At 69.1% G+C, this 19,748-nt stretch carries 14 protein-coding genes and 4 pseudogenes; 6 read left to right on the top strand and 12 right to left on the bottom strand.

Going from position 1 to position 19,748, the window contains the following annotated elements:
- From RM812_RS37800 to RM812_RS37790, 3 genes are all read right to left on the bottom strand, one after another.
- A partial coding sequence (locus RM812_RS37800) for a transposase (protein ID WP_311584614.1) occupies nt 1-176 on the bottom strand: 176 nt, incomplete at its 3' end.
- A 224-nt stretch (nt 177-400) separates the two neighbouring features.
- Complete coding sequence (locus tag RM812_RS37795; RefSeq protein ID WP_311584603.1) at nt 401-2,152, bottom strand: lectin; 1,752 nt, start codon at nt 2,150-2,152, stop codon at nt 401-403.
- 16 nt (nt 2,153-2,168) lie between these two features.
- A complete protein-coding gene (locus RM812_RS37790; RefSeq protein ID WP_394816574.1) occupies nt 2,169-5,024 on the bottom strand; it encodes a lectin in 2,856 nt (951 codons plus the stop codon).
- A gap of 434 nt (nt 5,025-5,458) precedes the next feature.
- Between RM812_RS37790 and RM812_RS37785 the strand changes: the two genes are divergently transcribed.
- Entirely contained in the window at nt 5,459-5,734 is a 276-nt protein-coding gene (locus tag RM812_RS37785; protein ID WP_311584600.1) for a discoidin domain-containing protein, read from the top strand.
- Nucleotides 5,735-6,116: 382 nt separating this feature from the next.
- On the opposite strand, the gene RM812_RS37780 is transcribed toward RM812_RS37785, so the two are convergent.
- A complete protein-coding gene (locus tag RM812_RS37780; protein WP_311584597.1) occupies nt 6,117-6,338 on the bottom strand; it encodes a hypothetical protein in 222 nt (73 codons plus the stop codon).
- A 609-nt stretch (nt 6,339-6,947) separates the two neighbouring features.
- Between RM812_RS37780 and RM812_RS37775 the strand changes: the two are divergent.
- A pseudogene (locus RM812_RS37775) lies at nt 6,948-7,157 on the top strand (aspartate-semialdehyde dehydrogenase); the annotation flags it as partial.
- Here the strand turns inward: RM812_RS37775 and RM812_RS37770 are convergent.
- The 8 genes and pseudogenes from RM812_RS37770 to RM812_RS37735 form a co-directional block, all read right to left on the bottom strand.
- Nucleotides 7,110-7,464, bottom strand: a pseudogene (locus RM812_RS37770) (transposase); the annotation flags it as partial. The pseudogenes RM812_RS37775 and RM812_RS37770 sit on opposite strands and share 48 nt — an antisense overlap.
- Nucleotides 7,465-7,627: 163 nt before the next feature.
- Complete coding sequence (locus RM812_RS37765; RefSeq protein WP_394816573.1) at nt 7,628-7,981, bottom strand: hypothetical protein; 354 nt, start codon at nt 7,979-7,981, stop codon at nt 7,628-7,630.
- A gap of 306 nt (nt 7,982-8,287) precedes the next feature.
- Nucleotides 8,288-9,028 (bottom strand): annotated as a pseudogene (locus RM812_RS37760) (transposase); the annotation flags it as partial.
- Between the two features lie 7 nt (nt 9,029-9,035).
- Nucleotides 9,036-9,722, bottom strand: coding sequence for an HAD-IA family hydrolase (locus RM812_RS37755; protein ID WP_311584594.1), 687 nt, complete (start codon nt 9,720-9,722; stop codon nt 9,036-9,038).
- 689 nt (nt 9,723-10,411) lie between these two features.
- Complete coding sequence (locus tag RM812_RS37750; protein WP_311584590.1) at nt 10,412-11,077, bottom strand: class I SAM-dependent methyltransferase; 666 nt, start codon at nt 11,075-11,077, stop codon at nt 10,412-10,414.
- Nucleotides 11,078-11,178: 101 nt separating this feature from the next.
- The gene (locus tag RM812_RS37745) at nt 11,179-11,388 is read right to left on the bottom strand and encodes a glycine-rich domain-containing protein (RefSeq protein WP_394816572.1); all 210 of its coding nucleotides are present in this window, start codon (nt 11,386-11,388) and stop codon (nt 11,179-11,181) included.
- Nucleotides 11,389-12,762: 1,374 nt separating this feature from the next.
- The gene (locus RM812_RS37740) at nt 12,763-15,210 is read right to left on the bottom strand and encodes an ABC transporter permease (protein ID WP_311584587.1); all 2,448 of its coding nucleotides are present in this window, start codon (nt 15,208-15,210) and stop codon (nt 12,763-12,765) included.
- A complete protein-coding gene (locus RM812_RS37735) occupies nt 15,207-15,899 on the bottom strand; it encodes an ABC transporter ATP-binding protein (RefSeq protein ID WP_311584584.1) in 693 nt (230 codons plus the stop codon). The genes RM812_RS37740 and RM812_RS37735 overlap by 4 nt, the downstream gene beginning before the upstream one ends.
- Before the next feature lie 220 nt (nt 15,900-16,119).
- Here RM812_RS37735 and RM812_RS37730 point away from each other — a divergent pair, with 220 nt between their 5' ends.
- The 4 genes and pseudogenes from RM812_RS37730 to RM812_RS37715 all read left to right on the top strand — a co-directional run.
- A complete protein-coding gene (locus tag RM812_RS37730) occupies nt 16,120-17,418 on the top strand; it encodes a sensor histidine kinase (RefSeq protein ID WP_311584581.1) in 1,299 nt (432 codons plus the stop codon).
- Entirely contained in the window at nt 17,415-18,170 is a 756-nt protein-coding gene (locus RM812_RS37725; protein ID WP_311584578.1) for a response regulator transcription factor, read from the top strand. Before RM812_RS37730 ends, RM812_RS37725 begins: the two co-directional genes overlap by 4 nt.
- A gap of 58 nt (nt 18,171-18,228) precedes the next feature.
- Nucleotides 18,229-19,281, top strand: a complete 1,053-nt coding sequence (locus RM812_RS37720) for a pentapeptide repeat-containing protein (RefSeq protein ID WP_311584575.1) — start codon at nt 18,229-18,231, stop codon at nt 19,279-19,281.
- Nucleotides 19,282-19,481: 200 nt separating this feature from the next.
- Nucleotides 19,482-19,748, top strand: a pseudogene (locus tag RM812_RS37715) (hypothetical protein); the annotation flags it as partial.

The raw sequence follows: 19,748 nt of genomic DNA, 5'->3' as shown, positions 1-19,748 counted from the left end.
CGGGCAGCGTCCGGGCCAATCCCGCGGCGTTCGTGGTCCCGCAGTACCCAGTTCCGCAAGGTGTTCCTGTTAATGCCCAGGTCGGCGGCGAGGCTCTTGTAGGTAGCCCCGGGCGTGGACTCGAACATGGCCACGGCATCGGCCTTGAACTCGTCCGAGTAGTCCTTCATCGCCATCGGCGGTGTTCTCGCTTCCTCCGGATCAAGCAGATCCAGTATCAGCGTGTCCACCACTCAGGGGGAGGCTCCGCCTGCCACCGGTGGCGTCGTGCATCACGCAACGATCGCCAATGCCAGGAAGCTTCCTGACCGACACCCGCTGTGTGCCGCCGTCCCAGACAGCGGCACACAGCACTGCCCCTCTTTCACGGCGGGGCAGTCGCTTCACCGGTCAGTGTCTGTCAGGGCAGGGTCCATTTCTGGTTGGGTCCGCTGTGGCAGGTCCACAGGTGGACGGGGGTTCCGTCGTTCCACGTTCCGCCGGACGCGTCCAGGCACTTGCCGGACTGCGGGTTGCGGACCGTGCCGTCGGACTGCGGCGCCCACTGCTGTGCGCCCGTGCCGTTGCACGTCCACACCTGGATCCGCGTACCGTCGGCGCTGCCTCCGCCGGAGACGTCGAGACACTTGCCCAGCACCTTCAGCGTGCCGTCACCCGAGACCGTCCACGTCTGCGCACCGGACCCGTTGCACGTCCACAGCTGCACCAGCGTACCGTCGGCGGTGTTGGCACCGTCCACGTCCAGACACTTGCCGTTGACCCCCTTCACCTCGCCCGAGCGGGGGCCTGGCTCCTGGGCTCCGCCCTGCTTGATGCGGATGTTGCGGAAGGACACGTCGTCGCCGTCGCCGTGGTTCTGAATGCCGATGTGTCCCTGCACGAGGCTGCGTGCCGGGACGGTGTTGGTGAAGTCGTTGATCTTGCGGCCGTTGAGGAAGACCTCCAGCCGCTCGCCGGTGACGCGGAGTTCGTAGGTGTTCCACTCCCCCGGCGGATTGAGCGCGGCGTCGCGCGTGGCGATGTCGGCGGACTTGAACCCGTAGACGGCGCCCGTGGTGTGCTCGGCCGAGTCGGTGGCGTCGATCTGGATCTCGTAGCCGTTGTTCACTGCGGACCACGGGTCGTCGGAGGCGGGGAAGCCGATGAAGACCCCGGAATTGTCGTCTCCGACCGCCTTCCAGTCGAGTTTGAGGGAGTAGTCGCCGGTGAATTCCTTGGCGGAGTACCAGAGCATGCCCAGCCCGCCCACGGAGGTGAGGGTGCCGTCCGCGAGGGTGAAGCTCCCCGGACCTACCTGCTTCCATCCGGTGGTGGACGAGCCGTCGAAGAGGGACGTGTAGCCGGTCTCGGGGCGGCAGTCGGCTTCGGTCATGCCCGCGGCCCAGCGTATGCCGCCGAGGAGGTGCCGGCGGAAGGCCGGCTCGGAGTACGACTCGTCGGTGTGTCCGCCGCCCGTGTAGAAGGCCCGGCCGCCCTGGTGTTCCTTGCACCAGGCGATCGGGTGGTCTCCGGACATGTTCCCGCCCGAGTAACTGGACTCGTCGAGCGAGGCCAGGACGCGGGCGCTGGTGCGCGGGTTGGTGCGGTAGTTGTACCACTCGTCGGTGCGCTGCCAGGTGCCGGCCAGGTGGGCGGTGGCGTCGTGCGCCCGGTCCTCCACCTTCACGGTGGCGGACTGGATGGCCGGGTGGGAGTGGAAGAGTGCCCCGGCAAGGCCTTCGTAGAAGGGCCAGTCGTATTCAGTGTCGGCGGCGGCGTGGATGCCGACGTATCCCCCGCCGCCCTGGACGTACTGCTCGAAGGCCGTCTGCTGGGTGGCGTTCAGCACGTCGCCCGTCGTCGACAGGAAGACGACCGCCTTGTACTGGGCGAGGTTGGCGGTGGTGAAGGCCTGGGCGTCCTCGGTCGCGTCGACGGTGAAGTTGTTCGCCGTGCCCAGGTCGCGCAGGGCCGCGATGCCGTCGTCGATCGAGGAGTGCCGGAAGCCGGCCGTTTTGGAGAAGACGAGGATCTCGTGCGCCGGGTCGGCCGCCGCGCGGTTCTCCGCGGTGACGGAAGGGCTCCCCGCTTCGGGCAGGGCCGCGGCCTGCGGGGCCAGACAGAGCGCGGCGCCGGCGAACAGGCCGAGGGCCGCTTTCAAAGGTGTGCGCATGACGGTCGCCTCCTTTCTACGGCAGGGTCCATTTCTGGTTGGGTCCGTTGTGGCAGGTCCACAGGTGGACGGGGGTTCCGTCGTTCCACGTTCCGCCGGACGCGTCCAGGCACCTGCCGGACTGCGGGTTGCGGACCGTGCCGTCGGACTGCGGCGCCCACTGCTGTGCGCCCGTGCCGTTGCACGTCCACACCTGGATCCGCGTACCGTCGGCGCTGCCTCCGCCGGAGACGTCGAGACACTTGCCCAGCACCTTCAGCGCGCCGTCACCCGAGACCGTCCACGTCTGCGCACCGGACCCGTTGCACGTCCACAGCTGCACCTGCGTACCATCGGCGGTGTTGGCACCGTCCACGTCCAGACACTTGCCGTTGACCCCCTTCACCTCGCCCGAGCGGGGGCCGCCGCCGGAGGTGGTGAAGGAGAAGTCGTCGACGTCGAACAGCGAGCCGCTGCCGCCCTTGAAGACGAGGTAGAGGGACGTCGTTCCGCTCGGCTGGCCGGCGAGCGTGGCGGTCACGTCCTGGAAGGTCTCCCAGCCGCCGGTGACCGGCACGGTCGCCGTACCGAGCAGGGTTCCGGTCGGCGATCCGGCGCGTACCTCGAGGGAGCCGCCCGCGCCCGCCGAGGAGACCCGGGCGGTGAACGTCGTCGCGTTGTCGAGGGCGTACGGCGTGAAGGCGATCCAGTCGCCGTTCTCGATGTGGCCGACGGTCCTGCCACCGTGTGCGGGGCCGTGGGAGACGACCTGGACGCCCGAGGAGGCCCCGTGGTGTTCGGCCTGGCGGTGGGTGGGCTGGGTGACGTGCTGGTCGTGCGTGGTCAGTGCAGGCTGGCCGTTCGCGCCGTTGTCGGTGTACTCGGCGTCGATCACGCCGAAGATGTTGGCGTTGGGGTCGTGCTCGCCGTCCGCCAGGGTCTGGAGGGAGCCGGTGCAGCCGGTGGCCGAGGTCTGCGGGTGGCCGTGGCTGTCGTGGCCGACGATGAAGGTGACCTTCACCTTGGAGCAGTCGATCGTGCCGTCCTCGGCGTCGGTGACCGTCACCTTGAAGGGGATGGCGGCGCCGAAGTCGTAGATTCCTCCGTCCACGGGCAGGTCCAGCCTGACCGTCGGGGCGGTGTTGCCGACGGTGATGTGCGCAGAAGCCGTCGCGGATTTACCGGTCGAGTCCGTGACCTTCAGGGCGGCGGTGTACTGGCCGTCGGCGGTGTAGGTGTGGGAGGGGTTGGCGGCGGTTGAGGTGGCGCCGTCACCGAAGGTCCACGCGTAAGTGAGAGCGTCGCCGTCGGGGTCGGAGGTCCCGGCCGAGGAGAAGGAGACGGCCAGGGGCGCCTTGCCGGAGGTGACGTCGGCCTTGGCCTGCGCGGTCGGGGCGCGACCGCCGGTGACGTGCTCGATGCGGTACAGGGCGGAGTTCTCGTCGCCGCTGAAGTAACCGGTGCCGTAGTCGAGGACGTAGAGGGCGCCGTCCGGGCCGAAGGCCATGTCCATCACCTGGGTACCGCTCCAGGGGAAGGGGCTGACGGCTTGCACGGTGCCGTCGCCGCCGGCCTCTATCCGCTTGATCCAGCGGCGGCCGAACTCGCCGGCGAAGAAGTCGCCGTCATACTCCTCGGGGAACTTCACGTCGGAGGTGGAGGCAGCGGCGTAACGGTAGACCGGGCCACCCATCGGGGACTCCGAGCCGTTGCCGAACTCGGGCACGGAGCCGCCGTCGTAGGGAATCCAGGCGGGCTGGGCGGGAGGCAGGTCGGTCTGGCCGGTGTTGTGCGGTGAATCGTTCTTGGGGGCCGCGCAGTTGAACGCCGGTTCCGATGCTCCGGTGGCGAAGTCGTAGGCGACGTAGGCGTCGTTGTCACCGGTGCAGTACGGCCAACCGTAGTTGCCCGCTTTGGTGATCCGGTTGAACTCCACCTGTCCGGCGGGCCCGCGTGCGGGGCTGGCGGTGCCGGAGTCGGGTCCGTAATCGCCGAGGTAGACGATGCCCGTTGCCTTGTCGACGCTCATCCGGAAGGGGTTGCGGAAGCCCATCGCGTAGATCTCGGGGCGGGTCTTCGCGGTGCCGGGCGGGAAGAGGTTGCCGCTCGGGATCGAGTACGAGCCATCGGCGGCGACTTTGATCCGCAGGACTTTGCCGCGCAGGTCGTTGGTGTTGCCGGACGAACGCTGGGCGTCGTAAGCGGGGTTGCGGTTCGCACGCTCGTCGATCGGGGTGAAGCCGTCCGAGGCGAACGGGTTGGTGTCGTCGCCGGTGGACAGGTACAGGTTTCCGGCCGCGTCGAAATCGATGTCGCCGCCGACGTGGCAGCATGTACCCCGTGAGGCGGGCACGTCGAGGATCTTCTTCTCTCCGGTGAGGTCCAGGGTGCCATCGGTCTTCAGGACGAACCGGGACAGCCGGTTGACCCCGTCGAAGGGGGCGAAGTCGGCGGCGGTGCCGTCGGCCGGGGCGTCACTGCCGGGCGTGCTCAGCTTGGGGGCGTAGTAGAGGTAGACGTGCCGGTTGGACGAGAAGCCGGGGTCCACGGCGACGCCTTGCAGACCCTCCTCGTCGTGACTGTAGACGTCGAGCTTGCCCGCGACGGTGGTCGCCCCCGCCGCGTTCGTCAGCCGGACGGTGCCGTCCCGCGAGGTGTGCAGGACCGAGCGGTCCGGCAGCACCGCCAGCGTCATGGGCTCGCCCGTCTCGGCCACGCCCTTGGCGAGCGTGACCTGCTGGAACTCCCCGGCCGCGGCCGGTTCCGCAGCTTCGTGCTCAGGACCCTGGTGATGGGCGGTGGCCGGGGACATGGGCAGCAGGCAGCCGACGGCACAGGCCGCGGCGGTCAGTAGGTAGCGGACACGTCTGTGTCTGAGCGGTTTCGTGCGCACAGAGGTCTCCCATGAGTGGGGTGGGATGACGACAGGCCTCACCGGACTGCCACGGGATGCACAGGCGCGCGTCGTCGCGCCGTCGACCGGTCACGCTCCATGACCGGTTCATTTCAAGGAAGTTAGCGAGCTTTCTTGAACTCCGTAACCCGTTCCGCACAAGATTCCAGCACTTCTTCCACGCGCGAGACAAAGAGTGCCGACGAACCTCCTGGTCACCCGCGCGCCAGAGGCTGGCCACCGGTCGACATGACGAGCACGGAACACTGAAGTGCCCCCGCTCAGCGCGAGTTGATGACCCATCAGGTATGCATCACCTGTTTTCTCAAGGCAAACGTAAACCCTTGACACTCTCCTCTGACAGCAGCAGGCTCCCCCTCCAGAGAGCGCTCCCCACCCCCTCTCGCCCCACTCCATCGCTTCAAGGAGCAGCCGTGAGTCCTGTGCGCCGCCGCCTGGGCCTGTTCATAGCCCTCGCGGTCATCCTGCTGTCGTTCGCCGGCCTTCCGGGTCCCCCGCCCGCCCACGCCTCCGACACCCTGCTCTACCAGGGCAGACCAGTGACGGTCTCGTCCACGGAGGACCCGTTCGTCGGCGCCCAGGCCGTCGACGGCGACCCAGGCACTCGCTGGTCCAGCGCCTTCGCCGCCCCTCAGTGGATCCAGGTCGACCGGGGTGCTTCAACGCCACGATCAGCGAGGTCGCCCTGAACTGGGAAGCCGCCTACGCCAAGGCGTTCCAGATCCAGGTGTCCGCCGACGCCCGTACTTGGTCCACGGTGCCAAGCGGGCCACCCAGTACGGCTACTCGCTGTGGGAGTTCCGGGTGTACGGCACCGGTGGAGACCCGATCGTCCCGCCTCCGCTGCCCTCCGACCCCGCGGACCCACCCCGGATCGTCTGGCAGGACGAGTTCGACTCCCCGGCGGGCACCAGGCCCGACTCGGCCAAATGGGGCGCGGACCCCGGCACCGGCAACAACAACGAGCTGCAGTACCACACGAACAACGCGTCGGAACCCGGTCCAACCATGGTCACCCGCGCGGGCCACGAGACGACGGGGTATCGACCCTGTCGGGCTGCGCCCGGTGCGTCATGCCCAGGTTGCGATCTTGATGGCTTGGCGCGTGTCCATGGTCTGATAGGCGGTCGCGACGGCGTCCAGGGGCAGGTTGGTGGAAAGTACCGGCGAGGGGTCGAGCTGCCCTGCGAGGACTTCCGCCAGCAGAGGTTCCAGGTAGCGGCGGGCCGGAGTCACCCCGGCCCGCAGGACGATGTTGTGGCGGAACAGTCGGTAAAGGTCGACGCGCTCCACGCCGTTGGGGACCCCGACGGAACCGATCCTGCCGGCCTGGCCGGACCAGGTCGATCGCGAGGTCGAGGGCGGACCGGGTTCCCGCGCACTCGGCGACGCCGCCTTCGGTCTCGTCCCGGACGAAGCCGACGGTTGCCCGGTCGTCCGCGGCCAGGACGTCGGTCGCCCCCCATGCGCTTGGCCAGGTCGCTGCGGTCGGGGTGCCGGCCACGCTGGCCGCAAAACAGGCTGACCGGTACACAAGGTTGCGCGACAGTCTCCGCCCTCATCTGGAGACGGCTCGTGACCTCGGGGAGATCCTCGCGAAGGCCGACACCGGCCGACTGGCCGCCGCCGTGCCTTCGTCCACGGACTTGTCGTCCAGTCCCTCTTCGACCCGGCACGGTTTCCCGAGGACGTGCAGATCGCCATGGTCGACGACTTCATCGCTCAACTCGCCGGGCCCGGATCCGTACCCGGCACGGCCCCAGGCGCCTCACGGGATGGTCCGAGGCGGCCCCCGTCCGGCCACCGCGACGCAGAGCTCACAAGACAGGACACCTGCAGAAGTCAGGAGGAACTCTCCTGGAGGTCGGAATCGTCGGAGCCACCGGGTAGATCGGCACCGTCATGCGAAGAGACCTCGACGAGCGGGCCTTTCCGGTGGACACCCTTCGCCTGTTCGCCTCCAACCGCTCCGTCGGCACGGTCCTGGACGGAGTGGCAGTCGAGGACGCCGCCACGGCCGACTACTCGGGTCTGGACATCACGCTCTCGGCGGGCGTCACCGCGTCACGGGCGAGTGGGCAGGGTTTCGTAGTCGCGGGCCAAGCGGCGGTGCAGCATGAGCCAGCCATAGGTCCGTTCGACCGCCCAACGCTTCGGGATCGGGGGTGAAACCTCTGGTCCCGGGCTCGCGAGCGGTGATTTCCATGTCGATGCCGAGAACGGCGGCATGTTCTACGAGGTGCTGACGGTAGCCGCCGTCGACCCACACCTTGCGGATGCCGGGATGGTCGGCGGCGACCTGGTCCAGGAGCCGGGCGCCGGCTGCGGAGTCCTGCACACTTGCCGCGGTGACCAGCACGGCCAGCAGGAATCCGAGAGTGTCGGTGACGATGTTCCGCTTGCGCCCGACGTTCTTCTTCCGGGAGGCCAGGTAGCAACACCCTCGGCCCGTACTCCGGCCCGGGGACCGCAGTGCGTTCTGAAGGCGCCCGCCAGGCCTGTGCCGCGCGCTGCGGGCACACAGCGGAAAAGGCGTACCCCCGGGCAACAGTCGGGGGTACGCCTTTTTGCGGCGCCTGCTGTCAGGAGGAGCGGACCTGGATCTCACCGATCCCCGAGCCAAGGCTTGAGCAGTGCGCGGTCGACTGGCCGGAGTCGCCCGGCTCGAGGCGGATGTGTTCACCGTCCGCGTCGGGCGACCAGCCACAGATCAGGTGGACCCAGAAGGTGATGGGCTCGCTCCCGACGTTGGTGCACAGCGCCCAACCGGTGTAGTCGTCGATGTTGTGCTTGCCCTTCTCGCACGAGAGCCCGTGAGGGTCCGCGGCGGGGGCGGCCACCGCGGCGGGCGCCGCGACGGACAGAGCGAGGGCGAAGGCTGCGGACACGGCGAGGGCGGCACGCGCAGCGACGCCCGCCTTCCTGTTGTTCTTCAAAGTGTTCCTCTCCGTAAGGTCGGACGACTTCCTGGCCCCACCCTGCCGCCCCCAAACCGGACTAAAACTACGCCCGGTTTCACCGTCCGTGAGTGAAAGGATTCGGCACGCCGGGAGAAGGCACGCTCGGCCCTGCGGAAGTCAAGGACACGCTGCTCGACGTCCTGGACGGCGGCGGTGGAGGTCGCGACGGCCGGAGCCGCCGTCGCTGTCGCCGACAACGTCCGCGCCCCTTACGCCGAAGCCAGCGCGACCGTCAACAGCAGCGGAGGCATCCAGAACTCGTCGGGGCGGAACCCGTCGGCTTCGGGCAATGCCGAGCATGGCGTGGTGAACGCCGTCGCCCTTCAGACGGCAGTCGCGGAGGATCTTCCAGGTCTTCATTCGGGCGAAAGTGTGCTCGACGCGGGCGCGGACCTGCTTGTGCGAGCGGATGTGCTCCTGCTTCCAGGCGGGGAGTTCTTCGCTCTTGCGTCGGCGGTGGGGCATGACGAGCCCGGTGCCCGGATAGCCGCCGTCGGCGATCGTCATCGTCCTCCCGACGGCGGCTTTGGTACCGGATTGTTCCCACGCCCTGCAGTTGTTGCGGTTGCCCGGCAGAGGCCGGCCGACTACGACGACCCGGCGGGTATCGGCGTCGATGACCACCTGGCGGTTGGTGGAGTACCTGCAGTTCTTGGACTGCGCGGCGATCGTGTGGTCGCGGGTGGGTACCAGGGTGCCGTCCGCGATGAGCACGGCGTCTCTTGCGAAGCGGCACCGAGGCTGAAGCGCCAGGAGCGGACCGAGGTGGGCGATGACGCGGTCAGCAGCGGACTTGGAGATGCCGAACAACGGGGCGAGTTGGCGCATCGTCAAGTTTGTGCGCCAGTACGCCGTGACCAGCAGTGTCCTGTCTGCCAGTGGCAGGCTCCACGGCCTGCCCCGGCGGGTGGCGTCGACCCCCTCGCGACGCAGCGCCGTCACCAGCTTCATGAACTGGCGCGGGCTCAGCCCGGAGAACGGGACTGTCCAAGACAGCTCCGACGCCGTGATCACACCAGCCACATCAAGATCATTCCATCGCGGCTGATCCCTCCAGCTCGCGAGGGCGGGGTCCGGACACGAAGGCAAGGACGTCGCGGACCGCTTCGCGGAGGCTGCCGAAGTGACGATGCACGCCGTCCACCGCCGTAGGGGCGTTGACACCCCATACCGTCATCCCGGCACGCAGCCCGGACTCCACCCCGGAAGGGGCGTCCTCGATGACCAGACAGTCCTCCGGTTTGGCACCAAGTCGCGCGGCTGCCTGCAGATACGGCACGGGCGACGGCTTGCCTTCCTCCACGGCGGCCGCATCCACGAGGACCTCCGGGACCGGCAAGCCCGCCCGTGCGAAGCGTCCACGAACCCGGTGCTCATAGTTCGAAGTCACCAGTGCCCAGGACCCGGGCTCCAGAGCACTCAGCAGCTCCGAGGCCCCGCCGAAGGCCGTATAGGCGCCGGAGCGGACGTCCTCGTCCTCCAGCTCGTGCAGTGCAGCAAGGCACTCCCCGGGGTCCTGGTCCGGAGCAACCTGCGCGAAGGTCTCCATCGGTCTCGTCCGCAGCGCCACTCGGTAGACCTCATCGGGGTCCAGTCCGTATCGCTCTGCCCACGTTCGCCAAACCAGCCGCTGATTGCCCACGGCGTCGATCAACGTGCCATCAACATCAAACAGGACATACCGCAACGCACCAGAACGGCCGGGTTCACTGATCACGCTTCGATCATGCCATCAGGCCCTGAGCAGGCAGTTTGCGGTACAAGCCTTAGGACGCCGGTAGTGGTCGCCGATAAGACGCAAGATCGTGTGGGTGCGTTGCAGACGAGAGGGACACCGGCCCTGGGTCCTCACGTACGACGTGGACGTGGTCGACCCTCAGTGACCTGGCCTACTCCCAGGCGACCGATCAACGCTCCCGGAGGAGTCCGGAAGCACGCAGTCAGGAACCGTCAGTGATGTCGTAGAACCCGCGCAGCAAGGGCGTCAGCTCGTGAGCGCAGCCACACTATGCACAACCAACCGCATCGCCGGGTTCTCCGCGAGGTCAGGCGTGTTCCAGATCGAGCACCGGCTCCCCGTGTGGTGCCTCTTCGCAGTCCGGAGCGTGCAGGACGCCTCCATCCGTGCCGCGGCCAACGCGCAGCCTCTGTAGCGCCCCGCCCCGAGGGCCGGTGTTCCCCGAGCACCTCCTGGATCACCGATGGCGATGCCACCAGGCCACCAGGTCGAATCCGGCGCGCGGCCTCGCATCAGATGCGAGGCCGACCCCCCGGTCGGAGCCGGGTATCCGCAAGCGCGCAGGCAAACGAGCCGCCGCTACCGCTGATTTCCCTTCCAATGCTCCCCAAAGCCCGGGTAGGCGGCGTGGGAGCGTCACACGGCGGGTTGGCCCGTGCGGAACGCGGTCACCAGAAGCGTGTCTGCGGTGCGCGGTCCGGTCCCTCCGGGCAGCGTCTCGGTGCTGATCCGGGTGAAGCCGGCCTCGTCGAGGAGCTTGGTCCACACCTGCTCCTGAAGTACCCAGCGGTGCACGGTGGCCGCCTCGCCGTCCGGGGTCCTGGCGCCGATCTCGGTGTGCTGCACGTCCGGGCGGGCTCGCCGCCGAGGTGGTGGGCGAGGGTAGAGAACACGAGACGGCCGCCAGGGCGCAGCGCAGCGGCGGCCGCCGGCAGCAGGGCGCGCGGCTCGGCGAAGTCGACGGCTCCGAAGACGCTGTAGAGCACATCGAAGGTGTCGGGCATCGCGTGGAGGTGCCGGGTCACGTCGGAGTGGACCAGGCTCAGACGTGAGGCGAGATGGCCGTACAGGTCGGCTGCCATGGCGTGCTGTGCGGGCGAGGCATCGACGGCGACGATGCGGGCGGGCTGGTGGTGGACGGCCAGGTGGGCTGCATGCCGGGCGGCACCGGCGCCGAGGTCGCCGACACAGCGCTCGGTGATGTCACCGAGGACTTCGGCTGCGGGCCCGCTGTCCTGGCCCCAGCTCCAGGAGAAGCGGTCGGGCACGGTGCGGTCGGTGGCGTGCCGGGTGCGGCCGTAGTGGTGCCAGAGGTCTGCGGTGGGGTTGGTCACCCCGCCCATCCTGGCGGGCGCCACCGCTCGGCGGGCCGCTTCGGGGAATCTCACCCGGGGGTGTGCCGACAGGCCCCGGCCGGGCGGCCGGGGCCTGCGGTTCACCGCGCGGGATCGGTGCGAGTCGTGCCCGGGTGGCAGGGCCCGCACTTGGCGGCGTCCGCCCACAGCGGCAGGTCGACCTCCCAGCCGTCGGCGGCGATCAGGTCCGCTGTGCGCAGCACCGAGCCGTCGTCCTTGAAGTCGGCCTCGGGGACGTGGTGGAGGAAGTGCCCGCCGTTGAAGCGCTCGCACAGTTCGAGGTACGCCACAGCGTCGAGGATGATCGTGTGGACTCCGATGTCGACGAGCGCGCTCCGGGCGAGCCCGAGGCCTTCGCCCCGGTGCCGCTGCAGGAACGAGACTTCGTCAGCCCGGTCGGGCGTCCGCGTTTTTGGTGCCGGCCTACGGGGCCACAAGCACTCGGCCGAAGCTTCCCGGGCCTTCGACACGTGCTCGGCCGCCAACCGGTTCGATGCGCCCTCGCAGTCGGAGTTCGTTCTCGTGGTTCAGCCATGCGGTCCGATGAGTCAGCCCTCTGGAACGTCCGGCTTGGTGGACAAGAACCGACACCTGGATCGAATCGACGACCATCGCGTCGTTGACCGTGGCGTCGGTCGTGACAACGTGGGTGACCAAGTGCGGGCGCTTCGACGCCCAGGGTCGTCACAGCTCTCACTGAGATGGATCTTGTAGCCGACCCAGGCGGATCCGCGCTTCTTGGCGTACCGGGCCTCAGGATCGTAGGGCGAGGCGACCATCGCTCTGCTCGGCGGGAGATCGTCCTTCCCCCGCCAGGTCACCTCCTCTTCGCCGTCGGTGACGGTGCGCGTGAACTGCTGCCCCCACACCGTGCGCAGGACGGTGACGGCAGGCACCTGCTTGCAGCCATCCTGGCGCCATCGGCGCGAAGACAGCTTCGAGCAGGCGGTATCCGTGAGTGGCGATCTGCCGGGCGAGGGTGTGCCGCTCCTGCTCGTCGGTCGGCAGCCGGTAGGCGTCGACCCGCGCCCCGTAGCGTTCCTGCCACGCCGGGTCCATCGAGGGTACACAAGGCATGAGCCGACCTTCTCTGGTGTCGGCAGATGAAGCGCTGGGCGGGGAACAGGTGGAGTGTGGGCGCCGGGGCAGTGGCTGGTCAACGCGTATGGACCGACGGAGACGACGATGGCCCAAGCGTTGGTCGAGGCGGAACTGCCGATCCGTATGGTTTTCATAGCGCCCACGTCGGCCGCACTCGCGAGCCAACTCGCCGATCAGGAGCGCCACCAGCCGAGGGCCAGACCTGTGCTGCGGCGTATGCGGAGGCAGGAGGACGAGTGAGCCGTGGTGCGACGTTTCACTGATACCGAGGTAGTCGTGCGTCTCTTGTGCCCTACCACGGTTCGGGAGGCGGTCTCGGGGGACTTCTGCGGATGAGCAGGGGCCGGATCTGTGCGGCGGCGAGGCCGGGTCGGAGCTGCTGCCCCACACCCGGTCTCGCCGCCGACACCCCGCAACGCTTCCCGCTGCCGGGCCCCGTCCGGGCCTCCCGAGTCCCTCTCAGAGGACCTGCCTGGACGGGGCCATCGGCATTTACGCCTGTACGGGCAGCCCAACCCCGCGGACCTGGCGGATCCGCCCAGCAGCTCGCGCTCCGCCAGACGCTACTCGGTGCGCAGCGCCGTGGCCGTACGCGCCCTGGCCGCCCAGCCCGCCGGGAGCAGCGCACCCAGCAGCGCGAGCACGACCCCGCCCAGTCCCAGCAGGAGCAGCTGAACAGGCCCGTACACATCGAGGACCGACGACGGCAGACTGGTGCCTACGGCACGCCCCATCACCGGCATGACAAGGCTGTGCAGCGCGTACCCCGCCAGCACGCCGATCAGCCCGCCGATCACGCCGATCACGGCCACCGGGGCGAGCACGAGGCCCATGGTCTGCCGCGGCGTCATGCCGATCGCCTTGCAGACGCCCAGGTCGTGGATGCGCTCCCGGGCATCGAGGACTACTGAGTTGAGTACGCCGAGACCGGCCACGGTGATCAACATGAGGGTGAGAAGCACCGCCATCGCGGCCATGACGAGGATGACGCCGTCCTGCCCCGACTCGGAGCCGGTCGTGGCGTCGCCTCCCAGCGGCTGTACGACCGCGGCGACCTTCTGGGCGTAGTCGTCGGTGGAGACGCCGGACTTCGTTTCGACGAGGAAGGTGCTGGGCTCGGCCGACTTGAAGTCGGCCATGTCCGCGTGGATCTCCAGCTGGCTGCCCGACGTGTCGAAGGACTCGCCCACGATCCGCAGGTTCGCGGTCTCCTTCGCGTAGGTCACCCGCACCGTGTCACCGAGCTTGGTGCTGGTCCTCTCCAGGAAGCGCGAGGGCACCACGACCTGTCCCTTGCCGGTGATCCAGTGCCCGGAGAGCATCTCGTAGCTTCCGGCGCGCGAATCGCCCTCGTAGAGGCTGGCCTGGATCGATCCTGAGACCCCGGCCACGGCGACCTCGGTCTGGGCCTTGCCGTAGTACGACTCCGTGCCCGGTTGCGACGTGACGGCGGCCCGCACCTTCGCCGGGTCGGCGACCTTGGGCTTCTTGGACGTGCTCGCCACGCTGTTCTCCCCCGGAGGCGGGCCTGAATCGCTGCCGCCAGGAGGATGCGGATCTCCCGCGTCGCCCCCGGCAGGAGGCGGCGGGGGAGCGACTTCGATCGCCTTGGTCGTCGTGACCGTGACTGCGGCACGGTTCTCCGGGTCCTGGGAGGTGCCGATCGCGTTCAGGGACGAGGTCAGCCCCACAGCGAACGTCGCCGCGACCGTGCCGAACGCCACCGCGAGCAGCATCGCGAGGGTACGTACCGGATGCGTGAAGGGGGTGGCGAGACCGTAGGTCACCGGCCGCGGCAGCGGCAGCAGCCCCATCGCCCGATGCGCCAACTGGCCGCGCCCAGTGCGCGGCGACCGGCCGACCGCGATGGCCTCGACCGTGCGCAGCCTTCCGGCCCGCAGCGCGGGAATCAGCGCCGCGATCCCCACGACGACCAGGGCCGCGGCCGGTACGGCGACGTCCACCCACCAGGCCACCGAGAGCGAGACGCCGCCGTACACCGACTCGGTGTCGGACAGCAGGGGCACGGCAAGGAGGTTGCCCAGGACGATACCCAGGGCGATGCCGCCGATGGCCGGGATCAGGGCCTGGGCCACGTAGGCGCGTACGACCTCGCGTGGGGTGAAGCCGATGGCCTTGAGGATGCCGATCCTGCGCAGGCTGCTGCCGACCGCGCCACTGATCACACTGCTGACGGTGATCACCGACATCATGGTGCCGAGCGTGCCGAAAGCCATCACGAACGGGACGGTCGCCGCCGCACCCTGATCAGCGGCGCGCTTGGTGTCCAGCCAGGACTGGGTTCCGAGCAGTGCCCCTGACCCCACGAAGGCGACGAGCTTTTTCCGGTCGGCGAGGATCTGCTGCTTCGTGCTCGCGGAGTCGAAGCGGTAGAGCATCTGACTCGTGACCGGGCTGCCCTCCGACGCCAGCGCGTCGACCTGCGCGGGGGCTGCCCAGGCGTCGGCGGTCTTGCTGGCGGACACGGCGAAGCCGACGATCGAAAGGGTCGGGGCGTTCTTGGCGTCCGAGGTCTTCAGGGCGGCGCCGATCCCGATGGCGGGCCCCTCGAACGACGCGTCGAGCACGATCTCGCCGGGCTTCCGCGCCCACCGGCCGGACTTCAGATCCACCCGGTCCACGGCGCCGTCCGGACCGGACCGCCCGACCAGGGTCAGCGTTGGTAACTGGAAGCCCGCCCGGTCCACCGGACGGACCGACGTGGACGGGTACGGCCCTGCGCTCTCGGCGACGCCGGGCAGCTTTCCGGTCTTCGCCAGTTCGGCCGCACTCGCCTTGGCCGGATCGAACTGGGCGGTGATGTGCGAGCCCCGCTGCTTCTTGAAGGCATTGTCGAAGGGGGCTGCCGCGGCGACCATCAGCGACCCGGCGACCACGGCAGAGGCCACGGCCATCATCGTGGCCACGGCGATCACCACGGTCTGCACCCGCCGCCTGCGAACCCCGGAGCGTACGACCCGGCCCAGCGCGCCGGTACCGAACAGGCTCATCGGACGGCCTGCGCGTACGTGTCGAGGGCGAGGTGACCGTCGACCAGGTGGATCGTGCGGCTCGCGCACGCCTCCGCGAGGGACAGGTCGTGCGTCACCAGCACGATCGTCTGTCCGGCACGGTGCAGATCAAGGAGCAGATTGCGGACGTCGTGGCCCGAGGCGGTGTCGAGCGCGCCGGTCGGCTCGTCGGCGAGCAGCAGCGCGGGCCGGTTGACCAGCGCCCGGGCGACACCGACTCGCTGGCGTTCGCCTCCGGACAACCTGCCCGGGTAGGCGCGGGCGTGCTTCTGGATGCCCAGCATTTCCATGAGCTCACCCGCGCGGGCCGCGGCCTTGCGCCGACTGGCCCCGGTCAGCTGGGCCGGGAGCTGGATGTTGTCGGTGACGGTGAGGTCGTCAAGGAGATTGAAGAACTGGAAAGCCATGCCGATGTGCTCGCGACGGAACTTGGCGAGGGCGTGCTCGCTCAACTGGTCGATCCGTCGCCCGGCCACGGTCACGGCGCCCTCGGTCGGCTTGTCCAGGCCGGCGACGAGGTTCAGCAGCGTGGACTTGCCGCTGCCGGAGGGGCCCGTCACGGCAAGGGCCTCACCCTTGGCGACGCTGAGCGTGAGCGGTCCGAGCGCCGGCGCGCCGGCGCTGTCGTAGCGCTTCGCCACACCCTCCAGTTCGATCACTTGATGCATACGAGTTGTCCGTCCTTACGATCGCGAGAGGCACATGCCGTTGCCGGTCCTGCGAACCTAGAAGTGCCACGTATGGGGCGCGTCGGCCGCGGGACCGACATCAGGCCCTTCCTGCGGAGGATTCGGCCGCGGAGTCATCCCTGAGAAGTAGGCCTCTTGGGCAATGCCCTGGCCGAGCAGGCGGACGCGGGCCGGGCGGAGAGCGCAGCACAATGCACGGATGGAGACGGAAGACCGGCGCAGCCGGCATCAGCAACTCGCCGACGCGCTACGCCCGGAGGCGAAACCGGCCCCGCCGTCCCGTCGAGCGGTGCGCGCCGACGTGGTGCTGGCGGTCGTACTGACCGCCATTGCCCTGTTCGTGGCGGTGCGCTATCCCGGCGACGGGCCGGTGGACATCAACCCCCCTACGGTGGACGTCGGGACCGGCGTCCCGGCCCCGCCCTCGCCGCCCGACCCTGGTCAAGTGCCCGTGGAAAAAGAACCCTCCTCCACGCCCTGGGCCCTGGTCATCCTGTCGACGCTGCCACTGGCAGCCCGGCGCCGGTATCCGCTGACCTTGTTCGTGGTGGTGCTGGGCGCAGCACTGGCCATCGGCAGCTCCGCCTCCTGGATCACCGTCCTGGCCTGTGTCATCGGCGCCTACAGCGCCGTCGTATACAGCCGTTACCGGACAACGGCGATCGCCGTCCTGGTGATCGCCGCCGCGCTGTCCGGTTTCGCTTTCCGCAACGCGGAACCCGTGCTCCCCGGCTGGTCCAGCCCGGGATTCGTGCTCCTGGTGGCCGGGATGCTGGCCAGCCTCGTCCGCTTCCTGCAACTGAGGCTGGCCTCCAGCCGGGACCGGGTCACAGAACTGCAGGAGGCCCAGGAGGAGGCCACGCGCCGCGCCGTCGAGGAGGAACGTGCCCGCATTGCCGCCGAACTGCACGACGTCGTGACCCACAATGTGAGCGTGATGGTGATCCAGGCCGGCGCAGCCCGCAAAGTGATGGACATGGCGCCCGAACAGTCGAAGGAGGCACTGCTGGCCGTCGAGGCGGGCGGTCGGGCCGCCATGGCCGAACTCCGCCACGTGATGGGCCTGCTGGCCGCCGCGGACCACGAGAGGCCCGACGGGCTGGAGCCCCAGCCGGGGCTCGCACAGCTCGACGCGCTCGTCGCACGAGTACGCGCCGCCGGTACGCCCGTGAGCGTCGGGGTTTCGCTGCCGCCGGACCCGCTGCCACCGGGGGTGGACCTCGCGGCGTATCGCGTCGTACAGGAGGCGCTGACCAACACGATCAAACATGCGCGCGGCGCGCAGGCGTCCGTCGCCATCGGCTACACCGACGACTGTCTGGAGATCGAGATCACGGACACCGGCGGCGCCGAGGACTCCCCGACCGTACAGAGCAACGGCCGTGGCCACATGGGGCTGCGCGAGCGGTTGGCCGTCTACCAGGGTGAGCTGACGACCGGTCCGACGCCGGCCGGCGGCTACCGCGTGACGGCCCGCATCCCTCGGAGCGCGGTATGACCGCGGACCGGCCACCTCTGCGCGCCGTCATCGCCGACGATCAAGCCCTCGTACGCACCGGTTTCAAGATGATCCTGGCCGCGGACGGCATCGAAGTGACAGCCGAGGCCGCCGACGGGGCCGAGGCTGTCGCAGCGGTTCGCCGTACGCGGCCCGACGTCGTCCTCATGGACATCCGGATGCCGGAGATGGACGGCATCGAGGCCACCAGGCGCATCATCGGCGACGCCGGCCCGGCCGGAACGCGGGTCATCATCCTCACCACATACGACCTCGACCACTACGTCTACGCCGCGCTCACGGCCGGCGCCAGCGGCTTCCTGCTCAAGGACGTCACCCCCGAACATCTGGTCTCAGCGCTACGCCTGGTGCAGACCGGCGACGCTCTCCTCGCACCCACGATCACCCGTCGGCTGATCGAGCGCTTCGCCCATCGCGAGGAACCGCAGACCATCGCCCCGCACCGCGACCTGTCCGGCCTGACCCCACGCGAGCTCGAGGTGCTCCGCCTGCTCGCGACGGGCCTCAGTAATGCCGAACTCGCCTCCCGGCTGTTCCTCAGCCCGACCACGGTCAAAAGCCACGTGGGCCGCATCCTGGCGAAGCTGGACCTGCGCGACCGCGTCCAAGCCGTCGTCTTCGCCTACGAGACGGGGCTGATCGCCCCGGGCGAGGCGCCTGGACTAGGGTTCCATTATGGGGATGGGGGAGCTGGGCCGTGGTCGCAGACCGTGGCGCGACCGGGTGGGTAGACATCGTGCCATCGCGGCCCTGATGGCTGGGACGGCGGTGCTGACCGTTTTGGGGACCATGCTCGTCGTCCTGCCTGGTGTCGTGGTCGACCACGATCTCGCCGGGGCAAGCGTCGCCGCCCAGGACCGGCTCAAAGCGGTGAACGACGTCCGTACGACTCTTCTGCAGGCCGTGGGCGGCATGGTCGTACTGTTCGGCGCATACGCCACCTGGAGGCAACTGCGCGTCAGCCAGGAAGGTCTGCGCGCCACCCAGGAGGGCTATGTCACCGACCGGTTCAGCACGGCCGTCGATCAGCTCGGCAGTGACAAGCTGGAAACACGCATCGGCGGGCTCCATGCGCTGTGGCGGATCGCGGAGCATTCCGCCCGCGACCGCGAGGCCGTCATCTCCATCCAGGCTGCTTACCTGCGTACACACCTGTCCTGGCCGCCCGCCGGACCGGAGGCTCCAGCGGCGGACGTGCCCATCAATGACGTCGTGCCGCTGGAGATTCGTGCCGCCGACGCCCAGGTGGCGCTGACCGGGCTCGGCGTGTTGTTGCTGCAACCCCGGGAACATTCCTGGATCAACCTCAGCGTCACGGACCTGCGCAGGGCCGACTGCGACGGGCTGTGGTTGCATGAGGTCAACTTCGACCGGTCCTGTATGGAGGCGGCGGGCCTGTATCACGCGAACCTGACGCAGGCCTCTCTCGTCTCGGTCAACCTGCGGTACGCCGACCTCAAGACCGCGATCCTACGCCGGGCCCGCTGCGTTCTGGCCGACCTGCGAGGCGCACGGCTGGTCGAAACCGACCTGCGCGAAGCGGACTTCACCGAGGCGGACCTGCGCGAGGCGAATCTGCGCAAGGCTGACGCGGGCGGCGCGGTCTTCCGCCACGCCGACTTGCGTCTGGCCGACTTGCGTGGCGCTGACCTGAACACGGCCGACCTTCGCCAGGCACGTCTGACCGGCGCGGTGGCCAGCGAGAACACTCGCTGGCCGGCCGGTTTCGACCATGCGACCGCCGGCGTCATCGTCACCGAGGATCCTGGCCCGGAACCTCCGCCACTGCTCCAACCCTCAGGGATAACGACTCAGCACCCGCCTCTACGGTCCGTGCCGTGACCCACGAGTCCGGGCGACGACGGGCATGCCCGGTCTGAGCGACAAGTGCCGTCAGCTCCCACGTGCACACCCAGATGGCTGAGACGTCATCCGCTTTCCGAACGTGATCGTTTGGTTTGGGCTGGGTGGGTGTGAACTCCGGCTGGCGGCGGGAGAGATGGGGGTGTTTCGTCCGCTCGTCTTGGTCGTGGAGGTGCCTGGTGCCGTCGGTGATCGGTCTGTTGGAGGCCAGGGAGAAGGGGATCCGGGAGGAGGTGGCGCGGTTGCGTGCCGCGCTCGATGAGGCGGAACGTGCGCTTCAGCGCCTGGTGGATGCACGGGTCACGGTGACGGAGGTGCTGGCCGAGGAGCCGGCCGTGGTGCCGGAGTCTTTGCCGCAGAGGGCGGTTGCGGGATCGACGGTGCCGCACCGGACCGAGGGCATGACGGCATCGGTGCTGGCAGTGGACTACCAGCACATCGTGGGC

The organism is Streptomyces lancefieldiae, from assembly GCF_031845825.1.
Taxonomy (GTDB): Bacteria; Actinomycetota; Actinomycetes; order Streptomycetales; family Streptomycetaceae; genus Streptomyces; species Streptomyces lancefieldiae.
This window is presented reverse-complemented; position numbering and strand designations above follow the sequence as displayed.